Source organism: Paenibacillus castaneae, assembly GCF_002884445.1.
Taxonomy (GTDB): Bacteria; Bacillota; Bacilli; order Paenibacillales; family Paenibacillaceae; genus Pristimantibacillus; species Pristimantibacillus castaneae.
Genome location: NZ_KZ614144.1, coordinates 704,566 through 728,589, shown reverse-complemented (window position 1 = coordinate 728,589; position 24,024 = coordinate 704,566). Strand labels below are relative to the sequence as shown.

29 protein-coding genes are annotated in these 24,024 nt (G+C 44.2%); 9 read left to right on the top strand and 20 right to left on the bottom strand.

The window, feature by feature from the left end; genetic code table 11:
* Window positions 1-248 precede the first annotated feature (248 nt).
* The 4 genes from CEF13_RS03100 to CEF13_RS03085 are packed head-to-tail and all read right to left on the bottom strand — an operon-like array spanning window position 249 to window position 4,087.
* Entirely contained in the window at window positions 249-1,055 is an 807-nt protein-coding gene (locus CEF13_RS03100) for an ATP-binding cassette domain-containing protein (protein WP_102716183.1), read from the bottom strand.
* A 47-nt stretch (window positions 1,056-1,102) separates the two neighbouring features.
* Entirely contained in the window at window positions 1,103-1,900 is a 798-nt protein-coding gene (ssuC, locus tag CEF13_RS03095; protein WP_102709367.1) for an aliphatic sulfonate ABC transporter permease SsuC, read from the bottom strand.
* A 19-nt stretch (window positions 1,901-1,919) separates the two neighbouring features.
* Window positions 1,920-3,062: an FMNH2-dependent alkanesulfonate monooxygenase gene (ssuD, locus tag CEF13_RS03090; protein WP_102716182.1), complete on the bottom strand. Its 1,143-nt coding sequence runs from the start codon at window positions 3,060-3,062 to the stop codon at window positions 1,920-1,922.
* A gap of 29 nt (window positions 3,063-3,091) precedes the next feature.
* A complete protein-coding gene (locus CEF13_RS03085; RefSeq protein WP_102709366.1) occupies window positions 3,092-4,087 on the bottom strand; it encodes a sulfonate ABC transporter substrate-binding protein in 996 nt (331 codons plus the stop codon).
* 242 nt (window positions 4,088-4,329) lie between these two features.
* Between CEF13_RS03085 and CEF13_RS03080 the strand changes: the two genes are divergently transcribed.
* Window positions 4,330-4,734 (top strand): hypothetical protein, encoded by a 405-nt coding sequence (locus CEF13_RS03080; protein WP_102709365.1) that lies wholly within the window; start codon window positions 4,330-4,332, stop codon window positions 4,732-4,734.
* Between the two features lie 187 nt (window positions 4,735-4,921).
* Here the strand turns inward: CEF13_RS03080 and CEF13_RS03075 are convergent, their stop codons facing one another.
* Entirely contained in the window at window positions 4,922-5,551 is a 630-nt protein-coding gene (locus CEF13_RS03075; protein ID WP_102709364.1) for a PspA/IM30 family protein, read from the bottom strand.
* A gap of 33 nt (window positions 5,552-5,584) precedes the next feature.
* Window positions 5,585-5,800 carry a PspC domain-containing protein gene (locus tag CEF13_RS03070; RefSeq protein ID WP_102709363.1) on the bottom strand — a complete coding sequence of 72 codons (216 nt, stop codon included), beginning with the start codon at window positions 5,798-5,800 and terminating at the stop codon, window positions 5,585-5,587.
* Window positions 5,801-6,052: 252 nt separating this feature from the next.
* Between CEF13_RS03070 and CEF13_RS03065 the strand changes: the two genes are divergently transcribed.
* The 3 genes from CEF13_RS03065 to CEF13_RS03055 all read left to right on the top strand — a co-directional run bounded on the left by CEF13_RS03065 (window position 6,053) and on the right by CEF13_RS03055 (window position 9,316).
* Window positions 6,053-7,009 (top strand): carbohydrate ABC transporter permease, encoded by a 957-nt coding sequence (locus CEF13_RS03065; RefSeq protein WP_102709362.1) that lies wholly within the window; start codon window positions 6,053-6,055, stop codon window positions 7,007-7,009.
* Window positions 7,006-7,836: a carbohydrate ABC transporter permease gene (locus CEF13_RS03060; RefSeq protein ID WP_102709361.1), complete on the top strand. Its 831-nt coding sequence runs from the start codon at window positions 7,006-7,008 to the stop codon at window positions 7,834-7,836. Before CEF13_RS03065 ends, CEF13_RS03060 begins: the two co-directional genes overlap by 4 nt.
* Before the next feature lie 85 nt (window positions 7,837-7,921).
* Complete coding sequence (locus CEF13_RS03055) at window positions 7,922-9,316, top strand: ABC transporter substrate-binding protein (protein WP_102709360.1); 1,395 nt, start codon at window positions 7,922-7,924, stop codon at window positions 9,314-9,316.
* A gap of 439 nt (window positions 9,317-9,755) precedes the next feature.
* On the opposite strand, the gene CEF13_RS03050 is transcribed toward CEF13_RS03055, so the two are convergent.
* From CEF13_RS03050 to CEF13_RS03040, 3 genes are all read right to left on the bottom strand, one after another.
* Window positions 9,756-10,259: a hypothetical protein gene (locus CEF13_RS03050; RefSeq protein ID WP_102709359.1), complete on the bottom strand. Its 504-nt coding sequence runs from the start codon at window positions 10,257-10,259 to the stop codon at window positions 9,756-9,758.
* 346 nt (window positions 10,260-10,605) lie between these two features.
* The gene (locus tag CEF13_RS03045) at window positions 10,606-11,139 is read right to left on the bottom strand and encodes an SRPBCC domain-containing protein (RefSeq protein WP_102709358.1); all 534 of its coding nucleotides are present in this window, start codon (window positions 11,137-11,139) and stop codon (window positions 10,606-10,608) included.
* A 52-nt stretch (window positions 11,140-11,191) separates the two neighbouring features.
* Window positions 11,192-11,524, bottom strand: a complete 333-nt coding sequence (locus tag CEF13_RS03040) for an ArsR/SmtB family transcription factor (RefSeq protein ID WP_102716181.1) — start codon at window positions 11,522-11,524, stop codon at window positions 11,192-11,194.
* Window positions 11,525-11,868: 344 nt separating this feature from the next.
* On the opposite strand from CEF13_RS03040, the gene CEF13_RS03035 reads away from it, so the two are divergent.
* Window positions 11,869-12,312 (top strand): VOC family protein, encoded by a 444-nt coding sequence (locus CEF13_RS03035; RefSeq protein ID WP_102709357.1) that lies wholly within the window; start codon window positions 11,869-11,871, stop codon window positions 12,310-12,312.
* Between the two features lie 98 nt (window positions 12,313-12,410).
* Here the strand turns inward: CEF13_RS03035 and CEF13_RS03030 are convergent, their stop codons facing one another.
* Together CEF13_RS03030 and CEF13_RS03025 are read right to left on the bottom strand one after the other, a co-directional pair.
* On the bottom strand, window positions 12,411-12,815 hold the full coding sequence (locus CEF13_RS03030) for a VOC family protein (RefSeq protein ID WP_244917038.1): 405 nt from the start codon (window positions 12,813-12,815) through the stop codon (window positions 12,411-12,413).
* 41 nt (window positions 12,816-12,856) lie between these two features.
* Complete coding sequence (locus CEF13_RS03025) at window positions 12,857-13,357, bottom strand: GyrI-like domain-containing protein (protein WP_102709356.1); 501 nt, start codon at window positions 13,355-13,357, stop codon at window positions 12,857-12,859.
* 264 nt (window positions 13,358-13,621) lie between these two features.
* On the opposite strand from CEF13_RS03025, the gene CEF13_RS03020 reads away from it, so the two are divergent.
* Window positions 13,622-13,825, top strand: coding sequence for a DUF378 domain-containing protein (locus CEF13_RS03020; RefSeq protein WP_102709355.1), 204 nt, complete (start codon window positions 13,622-13,624; stop codon window positions 13,823-13,825).
* 332 nt (window positions 13,826-14,157) lie between these two features.
* Here CEF13_RS03020 and CEF13_RS03015 read toward each other — a convergent pair whose 3' ends face one another.
* The 7 genes from CEF13_RS03015 to CEF13_RS02985 form a co-directional block, all read right to left on the bottom strand.
* Complete coding sequence (locus CEF13_RS03015) at window positions 14,158-14,799, bottom strand: histidine phosphatase family protein (RefSeq protein ID WP_166742841.1); 642 nt, start codon at window positions 14,797-14,799, stop codon at window positions 14,158-14,160.
* Between the two features lie 323 nt (window positions 14,800-15,122).
* Window positions 15,123-15,602: a GNAT family N-acetyltransferase gene (locus tag CEF13_RS03010; protein ID WP_102709354.1), complete on the bottom strand. Its 480-nt coding sequence runs from the start codon at window positions 15,600-15,602 to the stop codon at window positions 15,123-15,125.
* Between the two features lie 54 nt (window positions 15,603-15,656).
* A complete protein-coding gene (locus CEF13_RS03005; protein ID WP_102709353.1) occupies window positions 15,657-15,965 on the bottom strand; it encodes a hypothetical protein in 309 nt (102 codons plus the stop codon).
* Window positions 15,966-16,067: 102 nt separating this feature from the next.
* The gene (locus CEF13_RS03000; RefSeq protein ID WP_102709352.1) at window positions 16,068-16,445 is read right to left on the bottom strand and encodes a VOC family protein; all 378 of its coding nucleotides are present in this window, start codon (window positions 16,443-16,445) and stop codon (window positions 16,068-16,070) included.
* Between the two features lie 4 nt (window positions 16,446-16,449).
* Complete coding sequence (locus CEF13_RS02995; RefSeq protein WP_102709351.1) at window positions 16,450-17,205, bottom strand: sigma-70 family RNA polymerase sigma factor; 756 nt, start codon at window positions 17,203-17,205, stop codon at window positions 16,450-16,452.
* Window positions 17,206-17,210: 5 nt separating this feature from the next.
* On the bottom strand, window positions 17,211-17,633 hold the full coding sequence (locus tag CEF13_RS02990; protein WP_102709350.1) for a VOC family protein: 423 nt from the start codon (window positions 17,631-17,633) through the stop codon (window positions 17,211-17,213).
* A 269-nt stretch (window positions 17,634-17,902) separates the two neighbouring features.
* A complete protein-coding gene (locus CEF13_RS02985) occupies window positions 17,903-18,511 on the bottom strand; it encodes a DUF1349 domain-containing protein (protein WP_102716178.1) in 609 nt (202 codons plus the stop codon).
* 254 nt (window positions 18,512-18,765) lie between these two features.
* Here CEF13_RS02985 and CEF13_RS02980 point away from each other — a divergent pair, with 254 nt between their 5' ends.
* The 3 genes from CEF13_RS02980 to CEF13_RS02970 all read left to right on the top strand — a co-directional run bounded on the left by CEF13_RS02980 (window position 18,766) and on the right by CEF13_RS02970 (window position 21,175).
* Complete coding sequence (locus tag CEF13_RS02980) at window positions 18,766-19,287, top strand: hypothetical protein (RefSeq protein ID WP_102709349.1); 522 nt, start codon at window positions 18,766-18,768, stop codon at window positions 19,285-19,287.
* A 22-nt stretch (window positions 19,288-19,309) separates the two neighbouring features.
* The gene (locus tag CEF13_RS02975; protein WP_102709348.1) at window positions 19,310-19,945 is read left to right on the top strand and encodes a hypothetical protein; all 636 of its coding nucleotides are present in this window, start codon (window positions 19,310-19,312) and stop codon (window positions 19,943-19,945) included.
* A 309-nt stretch (window positions 19,946-20,254) separates the two neighbouring features.
* The gene (locus tag CEF13_RS02970; RefSeq protein WP_102709347.1) at window positions 20,255-21,175 is read left to right on the top strand and encodes a hypothetical protein; all 921 of its coding nucleotides are present in this window, start codon (window positions 20,255-20,257) and stop codon (window positions 21,173-21,175) included.
* Between the two features lie 393 nt (window positions 21,176-21,568).
* Here the strand turns inward: CEF13_RS02970 and CEF13_RS02965 are convergent, their stop codons facing one another.
* Together CEF13_RS02965 and CEF13_RS02960 are read right to left on the bottom strand one after the other, a co-directional pair.
* Complete coding sequence (locus CEF13_RS02965; RefSeq protein ID WP_102709346.1) at window positions 21,569-23,176, bottom strand: hypothetical protein; 1,608 nt, start codon at window positions 23,174-23,176, stop codon at window positions 21,569-21,571.
* Complete coding sequence (locus CEF13_RS02960) at window positions 23,160-23,891, bottom strand: ABC transporter ATP-binding protein (RefSeq protein ID WP_243864657.1); 732 nt, start codon at window positions 23,889-23,891, stop codon at window positions 23,160-23,162. Before CEF13_RS02960 ends, CEF13_RS02965 begins: the two co-directional genes overlap by 17 nt.
* Window positions 23,892-24,024: the final 133 nt, after the last annotated feature.

The following is a 24,024-nucleotide window of genomic DNA, read 5'->3' as shown; positions in this document are numbered from 1 at the left end:
GATATAATATTGCTTCCAGCAATTAGACGCTTAATCTAGTTCATTGGTTGCGCATAAAAATATGAGAAAAGCCTAATCAACAAGGTCATTGCAGTTGGATCATATGTATCACAGTAATTCTCCTCCTGTTTCGGTTTCATTTCTTCTAGGGCTTTATGTACATAACTAAATACGGTTAATTTCTGCATCGACAGAAATTAACCGTATAAATAGTAAAGCTCATTATTTCATCACAATTGCTTCCATAGCTAAATATCAAACATAACCTCATCCCGTCTACTGTCGGCTAGACCTTCAGGCGTAAGCACTCGATCCAAGATCAGTTTCTCGAAATGCGCGAATCCACTATCCTTCACACGCGGCCTAGCAAGAGTAATTGGAATATCGAGTGCAACACGGCCCTCTTCAATGAGGATTACACGATCAGCCAATGCAACCGCCTCGCTAACATCATGTGTAACCAAAACAGCAGTAAAACCGCGTGCTTCCCACAACCGTGCGATAAGCCGCTGCATATCGATACGCGTTAACGCATCGAGTGCTCCAAGCGGCTCATCAAATAGTAATAGATGCGGGTGGCCAACCAGAGCTCTAGCCAAAGCGATCCGCTGGCGCTGACCACCCGACAGCACTGACGGCCATTCCTTGGCACGATCCTCCAGTCCCACCAATTGGAGTGCGGAATAAGCCTTTCGATCTGCATCAGACGTGCTTGCTCCAGCCACTCCGATCTTCACATTATCGAGCACGGATAGCCAAGGCAGCAATCTCGCGTCCTGAAACATAAAGCGAGTATCCTGGTCAATACCTGTTACCTTCTGTTCCTGGCGCATTAACGAGCCAGAAGTAACACTATCAAGTCCAGCCAGCAGCCGGAGCAGCGTACTCTTGCCGCATCCGCTTCTGCCTACAATCACGATGAATTTTCCCGGCTCGATCGACAGAGAGAGATCGCTTATGACCGTCTTGTCGCCGAATTTTTTGGACACGCCATCGAGCTGTATAGAAACGCCGCCGCGAGCTATATCATGGGACGGTACAAGCACCTCGGGCATTGCCGCTTGTGCTGATTTTCTATGTTTCCGGTTAAACGATTCATTTTCTATGCCTCCGACTGCGACACTGCCTTTGCGAAATGAGGATGCCACTTCAGCCACCTCCTCTCTAACCATTTGGCCATTAGGTCTGATAATTTGCCTAATAGCGCATACAGTAAGATGCTGAGTACAACGACATCCAATTGAAAGAACTCGCGAGCGTTCATTGCCATATAGCCAATACCTGAGTCGGCAGCAATTGTTTCCGACACAATTAGCGTTAGCCACATAATACCAAGTGCAAATCGAAATCCGACCAATATGGAGGGCATCGCTCCTGGAAGGATCACTTTGCGGTACAGCTGCCAATTACTAAGTCCGTATACTCTTCCCATCTCGATTAAGCCCGTATCGACGGAACGTATCCCAAGCAGTGTATTTAAATAAATAGGAAACATAACCCCTAATGCTACGAGAAATATTTTCGCCTCTTCCCCGATCCCAAACCATGCGATGACAAGCGGAATCATAGCTAGATGAGGTATATTCCGAATCATTTGAAGAAATGAATCCGTTAGCTTCTCCGAAACAGAAATTACACCGTTTAACAAACCGAACACAAATCCAATACCCGCACCGATTAAGAATCCAATCATGGCCCTCCACGTACTAACGCCGATTGCCTCGAATAGTTTTCCGTTGCCCACTAGTGTAATGCCAGCTCGAATGACTTGATCCGGTGAGGGCAGTGTTCGCGTAGAAATAATTCCTGTACTGCTTAATACCTGCCATACCACCAATACGATTAATGGAATATACCAAGGCAACGCCGCAACCGTAATCGCCTTAACTGTCCTGTTCATACCCGCTTGCTCCTTTTCGTTAATGAGCCGAGGCTCTAGCTGTCGGCTTCGTTGCATTAGCGATGATTTCGCCGAATGGGCTAATGGAGGAAGGTCCCGGCAATTGGCTTCTCTCAAGCGATAGCAGCGGGAATAGCAGTTCTGCTACACGATAAGCCTCCTCCAGATGCGGGTATCCAGAAAAGATAAAGGTATCAATACCTAATGACTCATACTCCCTCATCCGCTCAGCCACAATTTCCGGACTGCCGACAAGCGCGGTCCCTGCACCGCCTCGGACAAGGCCAATTCCAGCCCACAGGTTTGGACTAATCTCTAATTGAGATCGGCTGCCTCTATGAAGATTCGCCATTCTTTTCTGACCTACGGAATCGAAACGCTCAAATATGCGCTGTGCTGCATCAATTGTTTCGTCATCTAAGTGTTGGATCAGATCATTGGCAGCCTTCCAAGCTTCCTCTTCTGTCTCCCGAACGATTACATGTAATCGAATGCCGAAGCGAAGCTGTTTCCCCTTCGCTTCAGCAAGCTTGCGCATCTCGACAATTTTGTTAGCTACGTCAGCCGGAGGCTCTCCCCATGTTAGATAAACATCAACATGGTCTGCTGCCACCTGCTGCGCAACCGGCGAGGAGCCTCCGAACCAGAGCGGCGGGTACGGCTGCTGAATGGGCGGATACAACACATGACCGCCTTTCACCTGTAGATGCTTGCCTTCATAATCAACGGTTTCGCCAGATAGCTCTCTCCGCCAAATGTCCAGAAATTCACTGGTAAGATCGTATCGTTCCGTATGATCAAGAAATAATCCATCCCCTGCCAATTCAACCGGATCGCCTCCCGCAACCACATTGATCAGCAATCTGCCGCCAGATATGCGATCAAGCGACGCTGACATACGTGCAGCCAGTGTGGGTGACATTAGACCTGGTCGCACGGCGACCAGAAACTTCAGCCGCTTAGTCGCCGGCACCAGCGAAGACGCCACAACCCACGGATCTTCACAGGATGTTCCCGTCGGAATTAATACACCTTCAAACCCAAGCCGATCTGCGGCAACAGCGATTTGCTGCATGTAGTCGGCATCCACAGCACGCGCGCCTTGGCTCGTGCCGAGATAGCGACCATCTCCATGTGTAGGAATAAACCAGAATACATTCATCATGATCACCTTCACCTATATAATTTTGTTTATTTTAGAATCGCGTCATTAATGTCTATCACCTTCGGAATGAGCTCCAAGCTGTGAAATGTATCCGCAATCGCTTGTTGGCCCTTGATCAGATCTTCATCAATTTTTTGTACGCCATAACTGCGCCGTCCAGCAGCCAACTGAAGCGACTCTACATCAATTCCAAGTTGAGGCGATAGCTTCTCTGCAAGCTCCTTGGGATGATCCTTCGACCAAACATCAATCTTATTCGCTTCTTCCAGCAGAATTTGGACAATATCCGGATACTTCTCTGCGAACGAGCGGGTTGCGAGATAAAATTCATGATTGGATACAACTCCGGTGCCGTTAGCCAGAAGCGTACCGCCAGTAGCTGTCTGAGCAGCAGCTAGGAATGGATCCCAGATCACCCACGCATCAACACTGCCTTTCTCGAAGGCTGCGCGCGCATCAGCAGGCGGCAAAAACTTCACATTAACATCCTTGTAGTCCACACCGGCCTTCTCAAGCTGCTTCACTAGCAAGTAATGCACATTTGAACCTTTGTTTAGCACTACCGTCTTGCCTTTCAGATCAGCCACCGACTTAATCGGAGAATTCTTCGGTACAATGATGCCCTCGCTCTCCGGACTTGCCGGCTCATGCGCCAAATAGACGAGCGGAGCGCCTGCGGCTTGTGCGAATATAGGCGGGGCCTCTCCTGTATGCCCTATATCCAGACTGCCTACATTCAGCGCCTCCAATAATTGCGGCCCGCCAGGGAACTCAATCCATTCAATCTTAATATTGCGCTCCTCCGCCAATCGCTTATCCAGTGCGCCATCCGCTTTCAGAATATTAATCGTTCCATATTTCTGAAATCCGATCTTAATCGTAATATCTCTCGTTTCCTTGCCAGCCGCCGCCTCAGCACTCTTCCCCCCACTGTTGCCACAAGCCGAAAGCACCACCGATAATGCGAGTAACAATACGACAGCTGCCTTGCGATTAACGAAATAATTGCTCCACTTCCTCATCCCAATAACCCCTCTCCCCTATTTCTTTTGGATCGATATAAAAAGACAAAGGTCTCCCGAATCGCAGTATATTGTGCGATTAGAGAGACCTCCGGTGGTCCGGTTCAGTCCGTTATATAATTAATCCTACGTGTTAACTATGATTTAAAGAAATCATAACAGTTCCATAAACTGGCGTCAACAAATAATTATTGAGCATACAATGCAGTAGGCTAATTAACTAAAGCATTGGAGGATTCCGAATGTATAATTATTATGTAGAACGACAGACCGTACCTCATCCCGTTGTAGTGGAGGCGAGACAAGTCGCTGCAAATCAAATTCTCGTTACGTATGACCAGAGGGCAGATGTAGCATCAGCAACAAATATCTCTAATTATTGGATTCGAAGCAATATGGGGCCCGATGGCGTTGCAAGCGTAGGAATGAGTGATGCACTTTCCGCTTCAAATTCAATACGGCCTGAAATGGGAATGATCATGCCTGCTGACAATTCAAAGATGAGATTTCTCATGACATTTAGTCGTAATGTGACGCCAGGATCCTTCTATATTGTACTCCCTTGTTTTGTTAGTTTAGAAGGTAATACAGGATATACAGGAGGCAATTGGGGTCCGTTAAGCAGAAATATGTTTTTTGGTATGTAGACCAGCGTCTACCCGCTTCAATTTGTTCAACTAATTTCATATTCTGATGTTAATCATATTCCGCTTGGAGCAGGCAGAAGCTGATCCGCGTACAGCAATATAACAAAGAAGCAAAACTGCCGAAGAGAAGTAGAACTCTGATCGGCTGTTTTGCTTCTTTCACTCTATAGTAAGGCTTACGGCTAAATTACTTCTTCAGCAGCCGTTTCAGTTCTTCATCCACACGTGCGCTGCGCTGCTCTTGCTGCTGGTCATGAGTAGCCTTGGCTAGCTCACGTTCCGCTTCCCATTCCATTACCTTCTGTTCAATTCGGTCGAAGCCTCTTGAGGCGGAGCTTCCTTGGAGCGAATGCATAGAAGAATGGCCGGTTGTACCAGTAGTTTGCTGTACACGGCTAATGAGCTCCGTACGCTTGCTCTGAAGTCGAATCTTCTCTTCCTTAAGCGTCTGAACGCGCAGCTCGAGGTCAAGCGCGGCTTGCTTGGCAAGCTGCTGCAGTCTCATCACTTCTTCGGCTTGCTCCTGATACAGGATTTTCGCTTCAAGCGCCATCCGTGCATCCACCTCGCGTGCCGCGACAGCCGCCTGCTCCGCTTTGCCTTCATAATAGCTCACTTGCTCATTCAGATCATTGAGCTTTGTTTGCTGCAAACGTTCTTGCACCTGCTGTTGTTCCATTGCGCGTTCAGTATTCATAATTTCCTCATCTAAATCTCTCAAATAATGATTAAGCATCATAACCGGATTCTCAATCTTATCCAACATCTCGTTGGCCGCTGCCTTCGTCATGCTAACTACCCGCTGTAAAATCCCCATTCTACCATCTCTCCTCTATATCATTTATTAGTATTAGTAATGGTCTACAAAGCTGAAATCATTGCTCATTGCTTTCGGAACAAACAATGTAGCGATAAAGTACACCAGTATTACACTTCCGAAGCTAAAGAACGCTGCAATGACGACAAGCAGCCTAATGATAGTTGAATCAATACCTAGCCATTGTCCGATGCCTCCGCAGAGACCAGTAAGCTTGCTGTCCGTAGTGGAACGAAATAGTTTTTTCATATTCGATCGTCCTTTCTTGTTCCTCATCTATATCTTTATTGTAGAGATCATTAGCGGTTTGCGTAACAGTCCTTGGTCTGTTCTAGAAACTAGGCTTTTGTCGGGGATGGACTAAGACGTCAGGCGTGGGAGAACAGCATATCTAGTATTTTCCATATAAGGATCAACAATATATTATTAATTCCAAAACATTCCTCTAACATTCAATCTTTATGCTTAATGGAGAACTTGGATGTGAAAGGATGATTGGAAATGGATATGCAGGAAGGAAAGCTTACTCTGGCTGTTCAGCGTTCCCATAGCTCTCATGCTGTAAGTCGACTGCTGGCTAAAACGATTCGCTGGAGGGAGAATGCTCTTGGTTATTTGTTCCTTGCCCCTTCACTTGTACTATTTACACTGTTTTTATTTTATCCCTTGTTGAAGTCGGTCTATTTAAGCTTTCAATTAACAGATCCAAGAGGAAGAGTAGCTGCCTATGTCGGGCTGGATAATTACACGCAGCTGTTCTCATCCGATATGTTCTGGAATAGTCTGGCCGTTACGGGCTTATTCACCTTGTATACGGTACCTGTTGGTATTGTATTAGGTATCGTGACGGCCGCATTAACGCATATCAAGCTGCCTGGAATGCGTATTTTTCAATTTATGTTTGCCATGCCGCTGGCGTTGTCAGTCAGTACGGCTGCTGTTATTTGGATGATTTTGTTTCACCCATCCCTCGGAATGCTGAATTATATATTATCTTTGCTTGGCGTTTCTCCCATTCAATGGCTTACTAACCCATCAACAGCATTATTATCGATATCCATGATGACGATTTGGATGCAATCGGGCTTCAACTATATCATCGTGCTGAGCGGTCTGCAGAGCATCTCGGATGACATGGTCGAAAGCGCGAAGATCGACGGCGCAGGTCCGGTTCGAGCATTTATGCAAATTGTGCTTCCACTGTTATCACCCACTTTATTTTTCCTTGCAGTCATTTCTATTATTGGAGCCTTTCAATCCTTTGGACAGATCCATCTTCTAACGAAGGGCGGACCAGCCGGATCAACCGAGGTATTCGTATATTCCATCTATAAGGAAGCGTTCATTAATTATCAATTCGGGACAGGCAGCGCTTTGTCACTAGTCCTATTCGCTATCATTCTCATATTGACGCTCATCCAGTTTGTGTTTGTGGAGAAGAAGGTGCATTACCAATGATCGGAATAACTCCTTTCATACGTCGTTCTATGGTATACCTGCTGCTCTCCTTGCTTTCTATTGCTATGCTGTTTCCTTTCATTTACACGTTTCTGCAATCCTTAATGACACCTGAGCAATCGAGTCAATTTCCGCCAAGCTTCTTTCCTAAGAGCTTTTATTTAGGAAGTATATCGAACGTATTTGAGCTGATTCCGGTCGGAACGTTCATCGGGAATAGTTTTCTAATCTCGACCATCATCATGGTTGGACAGGTTTTCATTGCAAGCATGGCTGCTTACGCTTTCGTCTATATCCGTTTTCCAGGCAAAAAATATTGGTTTTCCTTATTCCTGTCTACGATGATGATTCCGTGGGAGGTCACGATTATCCCCAATTATTTGACGGTCAAATCATGGGGATGGCTGGATTCCTATCAGGGCTTAACGATTCCTTTTCTCGCATCGGCCTTTGGCGTTTTTCTTCTGCGCCAATATTTCTTGCAGCTGCCGCGTGAGCTTTTTGAAGCAGCAAAAATAGACGGCAGCGGGCACATCCGTCATTTCCTCGTTATCGTATTGCCCTTATCGCGTCCGGCTATTGCATCATTATCTGTGTATGTATTTCTAAATTCATGGAATATGTACCTATGGCCCTTGCTGACAACGAATAGCGATAAAATGCGAACGGTGCAAATTGGCATTAGCATGCTGCAGTTCGAAGAATTCACAAGCTGGAACATTGTGCTGGCTGGTGTAGCCGTTGTGCTGCTTCCTTCATTATTGCTGCTGGTTCTTGGATTAAAGCAGCTCGTACGAGGAATTACTGCTGGTGCTGTAAAAGGATAGTTTAGCCGATGGCTGCGTCTTTTTAGACGATTCCATATATGTTAGCAAACTAAAAAAATGAGCAGTAGAGAGGGAGAGAAAAAAAATGAAAGCAAGGTTTAAGTTAGGATTGACGATTATGATGGCGGTAATGTTGGTTGTAATAGCAGCCTGCGGAGGCAATGCGCCCACAAACAAAGGCAATGCGGCGCCACCTTCTCCTACGAACACAACTGAAGCTTCATCTACTCCAACTGACACAGCTAAAGAACCTATTAAAGTGGTATGGTGGCACTCAATGGGTGGAGAGCTTGGCAAAGCGGTATCCCAGCTAGTAACAGATTATAATGCTTCTCAAACAGATGTAATCGTGGAGGATGTGTTCCAAGGAACCTATGACGAGAGCTTAAATAAAATGAAAGCATCCATGGATTCCAAATCTGGCCCTTCACTCATTCAAGTGTACGAAATCGGCTCCAAATTCATGATAGACTCAAAGGCAATTACGCCAGTACAGAACTTTGTAGATGCAGAGAATTATGACCTTTCTCAGTTAGAAGAAAATATTACAAACTACTATACATTTGACGGCAAGCTGCACTCTATGCCATTTAACACATCAAACCCGATTTTGTATTATAACAAGGACTTGTTCAAAGCTGCTGGACTAGACCCAGAGAAGGCACCAGCGACGTTCGAAGAAGTAAAGGATGCTGCCGCTAAGCTTACGCAAAATGGACAGACTGGTGCTTCGTTCGCTATATACGGTTGGTTTATGGAACAACTGTTTGCTAATCAAGGTGTAGATTATGTTAACAATGGCAATGGACGTACTGCTCCAGCCACCGAATCAGAGCTGAACAATGAAACAGGTGTCAAAACTTTGACATGGTGGAAGGATCTTATCGACAGCAAATCAGCACTTAATTTAGGACGTAAAACGGATGATACGAAGAAAGCTTTCGCAGCAGGCCAAATTGCGATGACATTAGATTCTACCGCTTCACTACGCGGAATCGTTGATGCAGTAGCTGGCAAATTTGAAGTTGGAACCGGCTTCCTGCCTAAGCCTGCAGATGCTAAGGATGGCGGAGTTGTTGTGGGTGGAGCAAGCTTGTGGATTCTGAACAACAAGCCTGAAGCAGAGCAGAAGGCAGCATGGGATTTCATCAAGTTTCTAGCTAAGCCGGAAACACAAGCTTATTGGCATATTAACACGGGCTACTTCCCAATTACAAAAAAAGCATATGATGAGCAAATCGTAGCTGACAATTTAGCGAAATATCCGCAATTCCAAACCGCTGTCGATCAGCTTCATTCATCTACACCGTCTCCAGCTTCGCAAGGAGCCGTTATGGGCGTATTCCCTGAAGCGCGTCAGCTTGTTGAAACGGCCATTGAGGAAGCATTAGCTGGTACAAAAGCACCGCAAAAAGCGCTCGATGACGCTGCTAAAGCGATCACAGAAAAGATTGCGAATTATAATAAAACAGTCAAATAATAAACGAACAAGGTCAGAAGAGACCTCTTATCACAAAATCTGATGGCACTGACGGAATAGAGCTAGAAACTAGCTTTATTCCACCGTCTCAGCCTACTTTTGGAAAAATAGAGCTAGAAATTAGCTCTATTTCCAATAAAACCAGCATTAATGTGCTCATATGACGGTAGATGAGCAGAATAGAGCTAGAAACTAGCTCTATTACACCATCTCAGCTTGCTTTTGGAGAAATAGAGCTAGAAATTAGCTCTATTTCCTATAAAAGCAGCAAATACAAACACATACGAAGATGGTCGCACAGTCCCCTCAAGCAATGCAGTGAATTCCGCGCTTATCGAGAACGACACCTAGTTATTCTCCAGCTTTGGTAAGGACCTCTTCATACACATCACTCACTACAATGATTTCGAAGCGGCTCTCCTCGTTCCTACACCAGAGCTTAAGGTATCTCGACCTCTTCACCCTTACTATCCGTATACATCCATCTTTGATAACCAGTCTCTTTTTCTTCAGGGGTTGCTTCGTTATTGGCAGCATTATAATAGCTGGTGTATTTATGATATTCGGTTTCTTTCTTATTGCCTTGTTTAATCTCAAAGTTTATTGTGATACTAGGCGGCGGGTAGTTTTCCTCTCCGGGATACATTTTAATATACAATGATTTAATCACTTCATCCTGAAATTGAGCACTTTGAACAATATCCCTCGTTTCAGCAAATATCTCCTCACGGTTGGCTTCCTCAGTGCCCTTCTTCATCTCATAAATAAATCTCACATTTGTTGGAACGAACTGAATCTTCAGATTGTTAATTTGTTTATGCTTCTCTACCATACTTGTTTTGAATTCATCAAGCTGATCCGTCTTCACTTTTTTTGGCTCTGAGCAACCTATAATTAATATCATAAACAATAGCGCAAATACAATCAGGTAGTGCTTTTTCATAGCATTCATCCTCTCCTAATAAATAATAGTTCTATGCAACTTTTTTGCATAGAACTATTATTTATTCTCGCTATTTGTCCTATTGGAAATACATGAGTCCCCCCACAAGCCAACCATTCTGCATAGCGTCAAAATGCACTCGATAATCAATAGAGCGTCTTTGGCCCCATGTTGATACAGCAATCCACCTATTATCATCTATTATTGGCAACGAAAACCATATTGGTATTTTCCGATCGAGCTCCTGCGGAGCGCAAAATAAAAATAGGACGAAGCAGCGGCTACCCTCTGCATCGTCCTATTTTTCTTGCAATTTCAAATTATATACCTTAGGCTCGCGCCATCCTTAGCTGCTCTTCTGCATATTTTCCAGGTGGATATCCAAGTTATCCAACGTTTCCGACATACCTTGAAGCATCCCCATATTGAGCACCGTTTGCAACGCTTCTGGAGATATATATTTCGCAGTGTTAACCAGCTTCGTCTTACCATCTAGCTCAACGAAATCAAGTGTGACCAGCGTTTCTGGCATATTTTCCGCAATATTGCCTTCTGCATCTGAGAACCAATCGGTATAGACTACTTGCTCTGGTACCGAAATTTCCTTGTAGAGTGCCTTGCCCCAAGCCTCCATGCCGTAGAAATCTCCTAGGTTCTTATCCTCGCACTTCATGCAATAATGCCATATACCCCCCGGACGGAAATCGACGTTGCATACAGGAATGGTCCAGCCCTTCGGCCCCCACCAACGTTTCAAATGCTCTGCCTCAGAAAAAGCCTTGAATACAAGCTCACGCGGCGCTTGGAAAATACGCTCCAGTACAAGTGTGCTGCCTTCAACTTTGGATACCATCTGGTTATTCAGGTTAGAATTAGTCATTATAGATCCTCCTCATATTTGTTTGTATAACCAAGCCATATACAGCCTGCTGCTACTCTTGCTTTCCTGTTTCCTTACTTTGCAGCTCCTGCAAATAATCATCCAGCCGATCGTATCGTTCCTCCCATATATGCCGATACGATTCCAGCCAAGCGTCCAATTCCTCAAATGGATCGGGACGCAGCTTGCAGATACGTCGGTTAGCAACCGCCTGCACCTCAACAATGCCGGCATCGCTAAGGACGCGCAAATGCTTGGACGCTTGAGGCTGACGCAGCCCGACCCTTTCGGCAATCTCCCCAACCGTTAAAGGATTCTCGCGCAATAGCTCAACAATCTGCAAGCGGTTTGGCTCAGCTAAGGCACTCATAACGTTAGCATTCATAAGCAAATCATCCATTCGCTTTATTTCATTCATTCGGCCTTATCACAATGTAAACATTGCATCGTTTTAACGACTCCGAAGCGCCTCCTACTTGTATTTCCTTTTGTTGATATGAATATACCATAATGTGAATATTCCCGTAAAAGAATATTTAAACCAACTAAACTCCCATCACTTAAGCTGTCACATTCCTGTTGCATTCATTCTCTCTCATGGTAAAATGAAAGCAAAATAACTGGAAACGACAACCATGTATATTCTTGAAGCTTTATTTCCGGAATTTTCTCGAATACAGAGCTGCGTGCAAATAAATTAGCGAAAACACTTGGGGAGGCATTCCAATAATGAAAAACCGCTCCGTACCTACCGATTCCATTCTTCCTCACCTCTATTATGAGAATATGGACGACGCGCTCGCCTGGTTGATCAAAATGTTTGGTTTCGTCGAGCATTTCCGCTTCGCGTTGCCCGATGGTCAGCTCCACGGTGTAATGATGCATCACGGCGATGCTTGGATCATGCTCAAAAACTCAGGTCCAACGCAAACAAGCCCCGCCAAAAACGGCGTTAATACGCAGTCCCTTTCGGTGTTCCTGGATGATGTTGAAGAGCATTATCGTCATGCGAAATCTTCCGGTGCCCAAATTGTGGAAGAGCTATTTAACACGGAATACGGTGAGCGTCAGTATTCGGCGTTAGATCTGGAAGGCCATTTATGGACGTTCTCGAAACATATTCGAGATGTTAGTCCCGACAGCTGGGGAGCAAAAATAGCTGATCCGGAATAACCATACAAATGCGTCTTACTAAAGAAAGGGTCGGAATGAACCTCAATTGAGGCGTATTCTGACCCTTTGCCTTACTGCATTTATTCTAACTTCTTGCATTAACTAAGCCGCTTGCCGATTTCCCAATGGTGTCCAAACGGATCGACGACGCGCCCTATCCGCCAGCCGTGGCCTTCGCCTATGGGTACGACTTCTGTTGCTCCAGCGGCGACGGCCTGATCAAATACCATATCCGGATCATTAACTGTTAGAATCATTCGAATCGAGCCTCGCCCTCCGAACTCGGGGCTTGAGTCAATGTCCTCTTGAATCCAAAAACCCGCTCCCAGGATGGAAAGTTGAGCTACAGCGAGCTTCCCGTCATCTTCCTCTAAGCGATACAACTCGATTGCGCTGAACGCGGCCTTGTAATATTGTACAGCCTCCGCCGCGTTACTTACGGAAAGCCAAGGCGCGATACTAGTCTCGAACAGCTCAGGCTTTAGCATATCTGTATTCATCATTGTACGGCTCCTGTCTATATGTTATCTACATATCCATTGCTTTAGTTACTATCGGAAGTAATCGGCAAAGAATATCGCGCGAATCCTTCTGCATTGTAACGATACCGTTCGCAGATTGTATAATTGCGTCCTTGGTTCTCGACCCTTAAGCCGTTCTCAGCTATAAATGTGTCAATTAATCGTCCAGTCCCGTCAAAGTCTCCATCTTTACTAGCTGCTACGACACAGCGTTGAGCTGGAATTGTCATCTGTACAAACCATTCCGGCACGCCATCAAATGTAGAAACCTCTACGCTTAAAATATAGGCATGTGTATGGGGTGTATCTTGACCGGGGGCTTGCGGCCACATGCCAAACTGCACATTAGCGTCCACGATTTGGGGCATATGATCGGAGAGACCAAGCAGGCTGTCCTTTGCAAGTCGATACTTACTACCCATATCATTTAAGCCGATACATGGAATGCCGATCAGCTTCATCTCCGCCTGCTCAACAATTTGCGCTTCCATCTCCGGTAAAATAGAAACTATCATCTCATTCATACAACCCCTCCTACAAACTAATATTTACCAATAATCTATTCGTCAATGATTGCAGAACTCCTGTTACGGTTCAATAATCTTAGTAAATACTGCATCGCATTTTAAGTCATTATTCAAATCGTTTTAAACAAGCATCCTTACTTGTATGGCATAAGTTTCAGCAGATACTCATATTCCTATAGTAAACAATCAAGAATCAGCATAAACCAACTAGACAGGTGCACAAAAAAAGTTAGGGAACCCCATTAAGGAGGCTGTTTCTAAATGAAGGTACTTAACGTAATCAGTCTTATTCTGATCATCCTGGGTGGCTTAAACTGGCTATCGGTGGGCGTGTTCAAGTACGACGTCGTTAGTGAGATTTTCGGTGGAACAGAAGAAGTTGGATCACGAATTGTATACATCGTTGTCGGTGTTGCTGCGCTCTACGCACTCTCTCTCTTCACGAAGGTAGCAAGGGAAGATTAATGAAAAACGCAGAGCACGTTCTGTTTAAAGGTCGTGTTCTGCCGTTTGTGTTCGTCGTATTCGATTTGCCAGAAGCTGGCTCTTGATTCCCATTAACTATACTAGCTGTAGACAAGTTTTTCTGCATTGTTTGCACTGGTGAATTGTTAGGCCATCCCAATCGGGATGGCCTAACTTGATTTTTAAGATATATTAACTAGCTGGGTTGCTCTTTGCTCTTCTGAAAGTAAGTCCTCCATTTGCAGCACAAGAATACGTATACCTTTGCCCTAGAATATATACTTGAAACTTGTAATACGATTCGTCTAGCCGTCTACAGCAGCAACTTATTCTTACTGTAATCTCAACAACTCATCTGGAGGTATTTTCTCTACCACCTCATAACCTTTACCCTGTCCTCTTGGCTTTATAACTACGGTACCTAAATAAGGAATTTCGCCCAAACCAACACCATCAGGGAAACTGTGAGCAATGATTACAGTGTTCTTCCCAGAAGGCGGGACTGTCTCCAGCAATGAAGTTAGCGCTGCTAATGTACTATTCCGCTCTGATGGAGTTACATTGCCGCTCAGATTGTAAATTCTAACCCAGAATGGATCTATTTGAACATTATTCACTCCAAAAGCTAATTCAGCCGTTTCCCTTGTTCGACAAAAGGGACTTGCCAGAACTGGAGTTTGAGTCGGAACTTTTAATTTCCTTAGCGCTTCCCCATAACGGACCGCATCCCTTTTGCCTTGCTCGGAAAGATTTCTTTGGGTTGAGCAATCGCTGAAGACCAGATTCTGTTGGTCTTCTCCTACCGTTGCTTCCCCGTGTCTAACGTACAAAATGTAACCACCCTGACGAAGTGATTGTAATAACGATGGGTTCACCGGACTTGCTTGCGTTGTATCTCCTGTCATACAAATCATTTGTGTCAGAAAAATAAGAAGTAAAGTCACCTTGTATGTAAAAGCTAATAATCTTCTCATCTTCGCATCTCCTTTCGTTGAGAACACAAGTTCTAAGGTATATTGTGCGCAAGATGGAAAATAAAAACCTGAATTGTTGTAATTAGCTGTATCATAAATAGAAATTGAAGAGCATGCTCCTTGGAAATACGCTCTCTATAGTCACTTATAATACCGAATATACTATTGAGAAGCTGATATATATCGATTCAAAGATTGTAATAATTTGGAGCATAGAAGAATACATCGCTCAAGAGATATGACTCTTGTGGCGATGTATTCTGAGCTTACATATTGGTATATGCCTTTTGACTTTCTCTCGTCTCCCACAGCCACCGGATTCTTCAGTTCTGCGGAATATATTTTTCATAATATACGATTGTCATTTTGTCGTTTATTACTTCTGTTTTTTCCGTTCGTTTATAACCTAATTTTTCATACAAATAGCAATTTCCCTGTTCCTGCAAAATAGTATCTAATTCCCATTTCCTCGCATCATTATATATCTGCTCAATTGTTTCAAAAACTTTCTGAGCAACTCCTTTCCCTTGGTGTTCAGGCAGTATAAATACTGGACTTACGCGATACGTTTTATTATCTTTCCGTACAATTCTAATACCGCCAACGGGAATATCAAAGCTTTTGATGATGTAATAATCTGTAAACGACTGATTTATTCGACTAACTATTCTCTCTAAAGACTCATTGGCAGGGCTAGTTTCATAATCCTGATATTTTTCCAGTAAGGGCATAAATGCTTTAATCTGCATTTCATGAATAGCCGCAGCATCTCTTAATTCTGATCTACATAACGAAATTCTCATTACGTTCATCCCCCAACAACAACTGTATTGAAATGGGGTGTCTGGTAGAGAAAATTATTCTTCCAGCACATCCGCTTCTAATTCACTCGCAACCTCAATCATTATAGGAATCACAGCTTTATTAGTACCGGATACGTATATATCACCCTGATAATGCCTAAATGGGATTTTTGTATTATCATAGCTCCACATAAAGAAATCCCCCTCAATAGACATGGTGGTAGCGCCCGCAACCGTAAAAACGGATGTATAGGAAAAGTCAGGCTTGGACGAGAAATACTGTTTACACTCTTCCAAAGATATGGTTTGCGATGAATTTCCATTTTCCTGAAATGCTCTTGTAATTCGATAACGTTGACTCATGAGATACCTCCAATATTGTTCTAACAAAGACAGCTCGAATTATTATTAATAACACTATAATACCAGCTTTGCACCCCAAATGCTCTGTATTCAAAATCGATATCAATGCACGACGCCGTACTTATTCCCGTCAGGATCGTAAAGAGGAAAGCCGCGAATGCCATCGTCAAAGCTTTCAATTTCCCCAATGTCGGCCCCCTTTTCCTTCAGAGTCCGATAAGCTCCATCCACATCTTCGGTATGAAAATTGAAATATTGCTCGACTTGGTAATTGTTCCTTGGGAAAGGCCGTTGCTCGATATCAAATGAGAGCACGAGACAGAAGATGATTTTGTAATCGTTCATCATCATCACCGTAGCGTTCGATTCATCGCGATGGGTAATCTCGAATCCCAGCATCTCCTTATACCACTTTGTGGAGTGCTCCAGGTTGCTTACCGGAACAAATATCCCTACGCCAAAAAATGATGGTTTGCCCATATGATCATGCCTCCGATTGTTTGATTAATGGTGAACTCACAGTTAACACATTGCCATCCGGATCCTTGAAATAAAACCAGGCACGCCCATGCATGAAATGCACACGATCAATTTTCACACCAATGTCGGACAGATCGCGGTAAGTACGGAACATCGATTTCGCATCTGCGCTCCGGAACGCTTGCACGAACGCTTCTAACAACTCCGCATCAGCCTTTGATTTGGATGACGCTTCCACAACATGATCTACATCCGTCAGTAAATGAATATGTCTATCAGCTGCTTTCTTGAGCCGTTTCCGCGCCCTGTGAAGTGCAGCTTTGATTGCTGTTATGGGCTGGCCTAGCGCACTCGCGGTGTCCGTGGGCGAAAAACCGAATACGTCCGTTAATACGATTAACGCCGCCTGCCTCGGCTCAAGCGCATCCATTAACACTTCCAATGATTCACGGATGTCATACTTGCTCCAATCCGCGTAGGATAGATCGACTTGATCGGTCAGAAACTCCGGCAGGAATGCGATTTTGCGCCTTCGGCAAATATCGAACCATGCGTTAGCTGCGATGCGGTACATATAGGGCTTGCTCATCTCACGCTCCGGCCATCTTCGGAACCTGCGAAACGCCTTGATAATCGTCTCTTGGAACAGATCGTCGCCGTCCCATTCTGAACCCGCCAAGTTCCTGCAATACCTGCGCAGCTCTGGCTCGAGCGGCAATGTTAATGCCTCGAATGCTGCATCGATCGGCTGACGCGTCATATCTGTCAATCCTTCCGATACTTCCGCTTATGTGCGTAGTAAGCATCAGAGCTTGGCAATTCTTCGACGATCCCGATCAGGTTGCAGTCCGGATCCAGGCAATCAAAGAATCGAACCCCGTCGCTATTCTCGATCGGCATCACTTCAATACCTTTCTCGATCAAAGCGGCATGCGAGTATTCGATATCGAATGATTCGAAGTTGTAGTAGGGAATTTTATACGCCCCAGTGTTGAACTGCATCGGCTGAGGCCGCTCGACTTTCCACAGGTTGATATAAGTCGCTTCATCCGGAAAGGCAAGCCCCGTGCATACATCGGAAGTTTGAATTACCTCCAGGTTGAATACTCTTATGTACCATTCTGTCGAGCGTTCCATATCTGTAACGGGGATAAAGATTCCGCTGATCTTGCTGACGATTTTGCCCAATAGCGATCCCTCCATTATTTGTATTTTCCTTCCTTTACTATAACGGAAAATAGCAGCGTAGAGATACGGGGGTTAGATCAAAAAATTTTCTTTCACTGCTCTTAACACAGCAAAGACCAGTACTACGGGGTTATCAAATCCCGCGTCTGGCCTTCTATATATTCTAAGTGCGTGCATATGCATCCAACAACTGTTCGATTAGTATTCCATTGATCATTAACACTTACATCTGGCATCCTTCTATGTGTAAACCCGACAAATCCACCTCTTTATTCGACGATGCGAATATCTTTCTGCTCCTGACGGGAAAAGGTTAAATTCTCAAAAACGACCTCGCAACCCTTGCCAATTGGCGATTGCGCAACTACGCCCGCCTTCAGCTCGCCCGGACATTTCATTCCGAAGTAACGCACCAGATTCCAGTTTTGAGCGTCAACAGAATAATGAAACGCAAAGCAATCTCCCGATCTAGCTACTCTCAAATACGGCTTTAAGGTACCTGCTTCTCCCGAAATGCAATCATCGGAGTCTCCTTTGGTCACAACGCTTATTATGGAACGCTTTGCTGCAAAAAACTCATTGCAAAGCTTCGCCCAGTTTTGGCCATCCGCCATCACCATCAGACACCCGGAATCATATTGCTCCTTCATTTCAACGCTCACGCGAGTCGTCATGACGAAATCACCTTGCACGGTCGTATAGAGGAATGGCGCAGATGACTTAACCTCTTCTCCGGATGGATTAATGAAGAAATCTCCCATCGCCGGTGCTGAAATAAGCAGTGCTTTACTATCATCAAATGCCCATGTATGAGGTTCATTCATCCATTTCAAATCGGAAATCACCGTTTGCTTTAAACCATTTTCAAATAAATTCACCAACCTACATCCACTCCCTGTTCTGATAGAATAAAAAAATTCCACAATATGCAAATTATATCATTTTTAGAGAGGGGAATTCCAATTTTATGTTACGTACGACTATATTTCAACGATGCGCGAGTTCGGGTGCAATAAGGGGGATAAGGGGAATTCAGCTTTTAAACGGCATATCACTTGTATAGTGAATACATCGGCAGTATTACAGTATATGACGCAAAAAGACTGCTGAAATATATTAAAGGAAGATGACAATGATAAGCAATCATAAATGTGTATCCATCCAATTACAGTACCTTATTTTAAACACAATTCTAGCAGTCAAGGACTATCAGACTTACGGTATTAACGTTCGAGACTTGTGTGCAACGCTAAGTGAAAATTCACAAATTTGGAAGGAGGTTGGATTAAGCAAGGCAGGTAAGTCGTTTCACAAGAGGATGGCTTGGGCATTATCTGCTCTAACGCAAGAAGAGGCCTTGTATTGTAAGGGCAACAAACAATATGGCATGGGTTCCCGTTTCTACGATGTGATGAAGAATCTAATCTCGAATATTAATCATAAGCTCGAGCTTGAGCTAGATTACAGCCATCTGCAGGATGAGTATCAGCGGCAGCTTGAGTCAAATCCACAATTGTTTATACCCGCATTAGCCAGCGGCAACATTGTGGTACAAATGCTAACTTCCGTTTGTGGTAATAAGCTTCATTTGTTCACAGATGAGCAGATTATGAAACTGGCAGAGAACTGCATTATTTATGAGATCGCTATTTAACAGAGGAGGATTACATACACAGATGGCTCTTACAAATGGGCATCCCAAGGAATTCAAGCCAAAAACAATGCAGGATGTTTGGGCGACGGAGCAAAAGAACTTAAAGGTAATTATTTCGAGTTTGTCCGAACAGCATTCATCGTTAGCGTTGTCAGCTCTGAATGAGTATATGATGGATAAGATCGATAGTCAAAGACATGTTGATTCCGAGGTTTTTTCTCGCTGGGATCAAGTGCTGTGGTACGTGGAGGATATTTCAGAGGATGATCTGCCTCCAAATATCAAGCAACAGGCCCGCTGTGTTTTGCTAGCTAAGAATGCAGATTATTTGGGAGAACTGGTTATCTTGTCTAATAGCCTGATGGAATGGCTCGGCAACAGTCACAAGCTAGAGAGCCTGATGCACGATTATGTATTTGAACTTGATTGCCTTCGCAGGAACCTTAATGCTTGGATGAATAACAACATGAGCCCTATCCCCTATGATATCCATTTCGAAAAATTGTGCGAAGCGCTAAGAAGCTTGGATTCATTGATCCGATTAGTCGAAACAGGGATCACCTCTTTATTCCATAACGGCTGGCTATGCTCATCTAACGAGCAAAGGTTTCTCACACAGTTGTATGACGACCAGCTCGTATTCCCTGAATATGAATAGTAGTTTACAATCTGAGGCGGTCCTATTTCATGTTGATCCAAATCACCGCATAACTCCGGAAAAGGACAGCCGTAGTCTCACCCGGGCATGGAGCTTAATAAGTCGGTTCAAGGTCAGATTAAAACTGGTTGGTCACAGCAGCAGCTCCCTTATAGCTATAACGTCAATTGTTGACTTTTTTGAACGTGAATGCCCGGTTGAGCTTGAATGGAGGTTTTCACCAAACGACTTGATGCAGCCTGGAGATATTGTTACAATCCTGATACCTATCGATGGAAATAATAGAGATGATGTGAGGAGCTATTAAGTATGATATGGAATAGTACACGCAATCCGCATGAGTTTGTTCAGAGCATGGTAGCTGGAAGAGCAGGTCTGCAAAAAAAGGAGCTCATATCCATTCTGGAGGATGGCAGCAAAGCTTTGATTGCATTGTGTCAGAAACCAAGATCTGAAAAGAATGAACTCGAATTGTCTCTAATGGAAGAAGAAGAATACTTTAATTTGCAAATTGACATCAAGCGCAAGCTCATTGACCTTAGGAAAATCCGATTAGAAAGCTTTAAAAGCAATGCAAAAAATGGATTGAAATTTCGAACACAACTTATAGCGTATTGCCGGATGTTTTGTAAAGGAATCGAATTGAAAGAAGGACTGTCCCAAGATGTTATAACGAGCATTCAAAGTGAACTTGCACAAATGATTGAATACATACAGAAGTTCGGGCAGAGTCAACAAGCTGCAGTTACTTTAGCAGAAAAAAAGGAGGAGCAACATATGAAGGTAGAAATAGCCAGTCTACGTGAAATTATGGAGAGCTATTTGGATGAATTGACTACCGATCCAGGGGATGAGGCATGGGAAGAGCTTGAAGAGAATCCCGAATATGAAAAATTGGTAGCTTTTCGTCAAAAAACAATTTTGCGTATTCACTCTGAATATTTCCCTGTCGTTTTCATGTTATTTGAAGCGCCGTTGGAGCAATGCTATTATGTCATATGGATTGAGGCGTCGGATAACTATGTAAATCTGAAAGGCTATAGTAATCCGCAACAAGCGTTACTTCACATTCTGGACTTTCTCAATGAAAATGAACAATATTCCATAGATCCGCCTGTTACTGAATTTACAATTAAATATCATCTGGGCGAGCAGTCCTATAATGAAGTGACTTATTACAACGATAATCGGCTGACGCTGGCCCAAAAGATTGATCTTATATTGCAATAATCGGCAACAATTAGTTAAAGATACGGTAGCTAGTGTAGTGTGGGAAAAAGTTATAAATCAGCCGCGGACCAGATTCAGTTTGTACTGTATCTGGTCGTTTTTTTTGAAGATAATAAACCTAGTTACTTCAATTACTCCTGCTATCAAATTCACTCCTATATCCAAGGGATTCAGTTTGTATTAATAGCTATTTAGATTCATTTAGGTTCAATACTGCCCGTTCTGTCCTCCCATTGGAAAATACTCATTCTTTTCAATTGATTGAAATCTAATTTTTGTTTCAGACTCTCCAGTTAGTTTATCAAATATATTTTCAATATGTGAAGAGTATCTGTTATAAAGCCACTCCGCCGAGTACCTTACGCATAGCAGTCTTAAATATTACCCTAACGTTTACTTCACCCGAAACGTCCTCGCCCCATACTTACGTACAAGAATAAGCGCAACAGCCAGGTAAATCAGCGTCACAGCAAATATAATAACAGTAAATGAAACCGCCGGTACCCTCAGTATAATGCTAATTCCGCCCGCGAACGATACGACCATGTTCACGATGAAGTACAGCGGGTTTTTCATATTAAGCTCCGTGGAATACGGTTGGAAAATATAATACATAAACAAATGATGCACGCTGAAAAAAGCAGACAGCGAAATAACGCAGACCCAAAGCATGAGCAGCTCTGTACTCAGCCACTCCTCTCCTGCAGCTGCGGTGATAGCTGTCAGTGACACCCCAAGAGCGGCGGCAATCCCCAGGTTCAAACTCATCACTCTTCTTAGTCGAATCAGAAAGTGCTCATAGACCGCGCTGCGATAGAAGCTGTACCTCATCAGGCTAAGATCGCAATTATAGAATATAGCTTTGCATATATTCTCTCCTATGGACATGAAGTACATAATCAGAATCAAGAATGGGAAGATCTTCTCCAAACTCCATTTCTGGTCCTCTAACTGCTCACGGAATAGGATCATGAGAATGACGCCCACCACTCCGAAAGCACCGATGATAGCTAATCGCTTGTTAATAGGGCTGCTGATCAGGCTGCGATGTCTGAGGAAGAAGAGCGCGTTCAGATAACCATAGCCTTCCTTTGTTTTAAGCTTGTCCTGCTCGTTCAGGTTCACGGTATAGTCGCTATCCTTCGACTTGACACTCTTCTTCTGAGCTTCCGTCATCATACGACCCAGATCCAGCAGAGGGTCATCTCTTTTGGTTGCGGCATCAACAACTGCTCTGTAATCAGAATAACGGGCCAGCCGAATAGCTGCGAACAGGCCACCAGCGGTAATAACGATACTGGCAGGCAGGCTCAGAAGAAACGAATCCGTTGATAGAACCTTGCCCAGCAGAAGCGGCAAATACGCAGCAGCATATCCCAGTAGAATGACGCTCCAGACGAGGGCGGTATGTTTAATCAATACAACGCCGGTTTTCTCAAAAAGCTTGAGATGTGCATATTCCACTAGAATTCGCCATAGCGTGATCAATATCGTTAGAAGAACCGCTTCTATAATAGAGGCTCCCAAGAGTGTACCGAATACAAGCATGGCTGGCAGTAGATACACCATAAAAGTTACATAACGATATCCAAGTGAAGCCTGCATATATCTCGCCCCAGACAATCTCATCAGTTTAACAGCTACATATTTCTCCCGCTTTGGTTCAAGCACAGAAGCGCTGCTGACGGCTGCCACCACAAAGCTAATGACGGTAAATATATGTACAAACTGCTTCAGCTGATCCTCCTCTGACAATCCCTCTCCTAATCCGATTACAGGTAAGTATATAAGCATCCCTAGATATATAAATCGGAGCATTACTCCCCATAGCTGAGTGAACAGTAGCGCAATGACAGTAATGATCTTTTTGAAATCCAAATTACCGTAGAAGCTGTCCCGCACTAGCTTACCGATCAGCGGCAGCTTCTGAATGTAATAAATGAGCAGATTTGCCGTAATGGATATGCGAATAGCAAGCAGTGTATTAAGGGTTCTCAGCATGGGTTTCATCCTTCAGCAGGTTAATGACGGATTGCTCGAATTCCGCGCTGTGCAGCAGCTCTGACGGAACAGCGGACAATTCCCCTTTGTTCAATACAACCAGCTCATCACATAGATCCGAGGCCAATTGCAGAATATGCGTGGAGAAAATCAGAATATGGTCACGCTTCATTTCCCTTAACATATTCTTCATTTCCAGAGCAACAATGACATCAAAGGAGGTGAGCGGCTCATCGAGCAGAATGACTGGCGGCTTCGTTATGAGAAATAGCAGCATCTGCAGCTTATTCTTCATTCCGTGCGAGTAACCTTTAATCAGCCGGTGGCGATCCTCCGTTGTCATGCTCATCATGTCAAAATAATCGTCAATCCCCTGCTCCATCTGCAGCTTGTCCCGGTTAATTTCCATAAAAAACTTCACAAACTCATAACCCGTCAGAAACTCGGGCAGAATCGGCAGCGAATACACATACCCAACATCCCGATCGCTTAGCTTCCGCGTCCGGCCATTCTCTTCCAGCAGCACCTGTCCATCATCCATGCCCTTCTCTCCGCTCAGACAGTCGAACAACGTCGTCTTGCCTGCCCCATTGCGGCCTAGCAGCCCATATATCTTCCCTTTCTCAAAGGTGAACCCGGCTCCTTGAAGCACTTGTTTATCCTCAAATCGCTTGACGATATTCTCTAAGACCAGACGCAATTGCAGCTCCTCCATTCGTTTCAAAATGCTTATCTCCTATTTTTATACGAAAAAGGGAACGGAAGGTCTCGGATTCTAGTGGTGTTCCTCAAGTTATACATCATCTAGCCAGCAGTAAAGCCAGCCCGATGTGGGCTGGCTTTACTAA

Excerpts from the sequence above, each read along its gene's own strand:
- CEF13_RS03100 (WP_102716183.1), bottom strand. The coding sequence starts at position 1,055 with ATGCCCGAGGTGCTTGTACCGTCCCATGATATAGCTCGCGGCGGCGTT.
- ssuC (WP_102709367.1), bottom strand. The coding sequence starts at position 1,900 with ATGAACAGGACAGTTAAGGCGATTACGGTTGCGGCGTTGCCTTGGTAT.
- ssuD (WP_102716182.1), bottom strand. The coding sequence starts at position 3,062 with ATGAATGTATTCTGGTTTATTCCTACACATGGAGATGGTCGCTATCTC.
- CEF13_RS03085 (WP_102709366.1), bottom strand. The coding sequence starts at position 4,087 with ATGAGGAAGTGGAGCAATTATTTCGTTAATCGCAAGGCAGCTGTCGTA.
- CEF13_RS03080 (WP_102709365.1), top strand. The coding sequence starts at position 4,330 with ATGTATAATTATTATGTAGAACGACAGACCGTACCTCATCCCGTTGTA.
- CEF13_RS03075 (WP_102709364.1), bottom strand. The coding sequence starts at position 5,551 with ATGGGGATTTTACAGCGGGTAGTTAGCATGACGAAGGCAGCGGCCAAC.
- CEF13_RS03070 (WP_102709363.1), bottom strand. The coding sequence starts at position 5,800 with ATGAAAAAACTATTTCGTTCCACTACGGACAGCAAGCTTACTGGTCTC.
- CEF13_RS03065 (WP_102709362.1), top strand. The coding sequence starts at position 6,053 with ATGGATATGCAGGAAGGAAAGCTTACTCTGGCTGTTCAGCGTTCCCAT.
- CEF13_RS03060 (WP_102709361.1), top strand. The coding sequence starts at position 7,006 with ATGATCGGAATAACTCCTTTCATACGTCGTTCTATGGTATACCTGCTG.
- CEF13_RS03055 (WP_102709360.1), top strand. The coding sequence starts at position 7,922 with ATGAAAGCAAGGTTTAAGTTAGGATTGACGATTATGATGGCGGTAATG.
- CEF13_RS03050 (WP_102709359.1), bottom strand. The coding sequence starts at position 10,259 with ATGAAAAAGCACTACCTGATTGTATTTGCGCTATTGTTTATGATATTA.
- CEF13_RS03045 (WP_102709358.1), bottom strand. The coding sequence starts at position 11,139 with ATGACTAATTCTAACCTGAATAACCAGATGGTATCCAAAGTTGAAGGC.
- CEF13_RS03040 (WP_102716181.1), bottom strand. The coding sequence starts at position 11,524 with ATGAATGCTAACGTTATGAGTGCCTTAGCTGAGCCAAACCGCTTGCAG.
- CEF13_RS03035 (WP_102709357.1), top strand. The coding sequence starts at position 11,869 with ATGAAAAACCGCTCCGTACCTACCGATTCCATTCTTCCTCACCTCTAT.
- CEF13_RS03030 (WP_244917038.1), bottom strand. The coding sequence starts at position 12,815 with ATGATGAATACAGATATGCTAAAGCCTGAGCTGTTCGAGACTAGTATC.
- CEF13_RS03025 (WP_102709356.1), bottom strand. The coding sequence starts at position 13,357 with ATGAATGAGATGATAGTTTCTATTTTACCGGAGATGGAAGCGCAAATT.
- CEF13_RS03020 (WP_102709355.1), top strand. The coding sequence starts at position 13,622 with ATGAAGGTACTTAACGTAATCAGTCTTATTCTGATCATCCTGGGTGGC.
- CEF13_RS03015 (WP_166742841.1), bottom strand. The coding sequence starts at position 14,799 with ATGAGAAGATTATTAGCTTTTACATACAAGGTGACTTTACTTCTTATT.
- CEF13_RS03010 (WP_102709354.1), bottom strand. The coding sequence starts at position 15,602 with ATGAGAATTTCGTTATGTAGATCAGAATTAAGAGATGCTGCGGCTATT.
- CEF13_RS03005 (WP_102709353.1), bottom strand. The coding sequence starts at position 15,965 with ATGAGTCAACGTTATCGAATTACAAGAGCATTTCAGGAAAATGGAAAT.
- CEF13_RS03000 (WP_102709352.1), bottom strand. The coding sequence starts at position 16,445 with ATGGGCAAACCATCATTTTTTGGCGTAGGGATATTTGTTCCGGTAAGC.
- CEF13_RS02995 (WP_102709351.1), bottom strand. The coding sequence starts at position 17,205 with ATGACGCGTCAGCCGATCGATGCAGCATTCGAGGCATTAACATTGCCG.
- CEF13_RS02980 (WP_102709349.1), top strand. The coding sequence starts at position 18,766 with ATGATAAGCAATCATAAATGTGTATCCATCCAATTACAGTACCTTATT.
- CEF13_RS02975 (WP_102709348.1), top strand. The coding sequence starts at position 19,310 with ATGGCTCTTACAAATGGGCATCCCAAGGAATTCAAGCCAAAAACAATG.
- CEF13_RS02970 (WP_102709347.1), top strand. The coding sequence starts at position 20,255 with ATGATATGGAATAGTACACGCAATCCGCATGAGTTTGTTCAGAGCATG.
- CEF13_RS02965 (WP_102709346.1), bottom strand. The coding sequence starts at position 23,176 with ATGCTGAGAACCCTTAATACACTGCTTGCTATTCGCATATCCATTACG.
- CEF13_RS02960 (WP_243864657.1), bottom strand. The coding sequence starts at position 23,891 with ATGGAGGAGCTGCAATTGCGTCTGGTCTTAGAGAATATCGTCAAGCGA.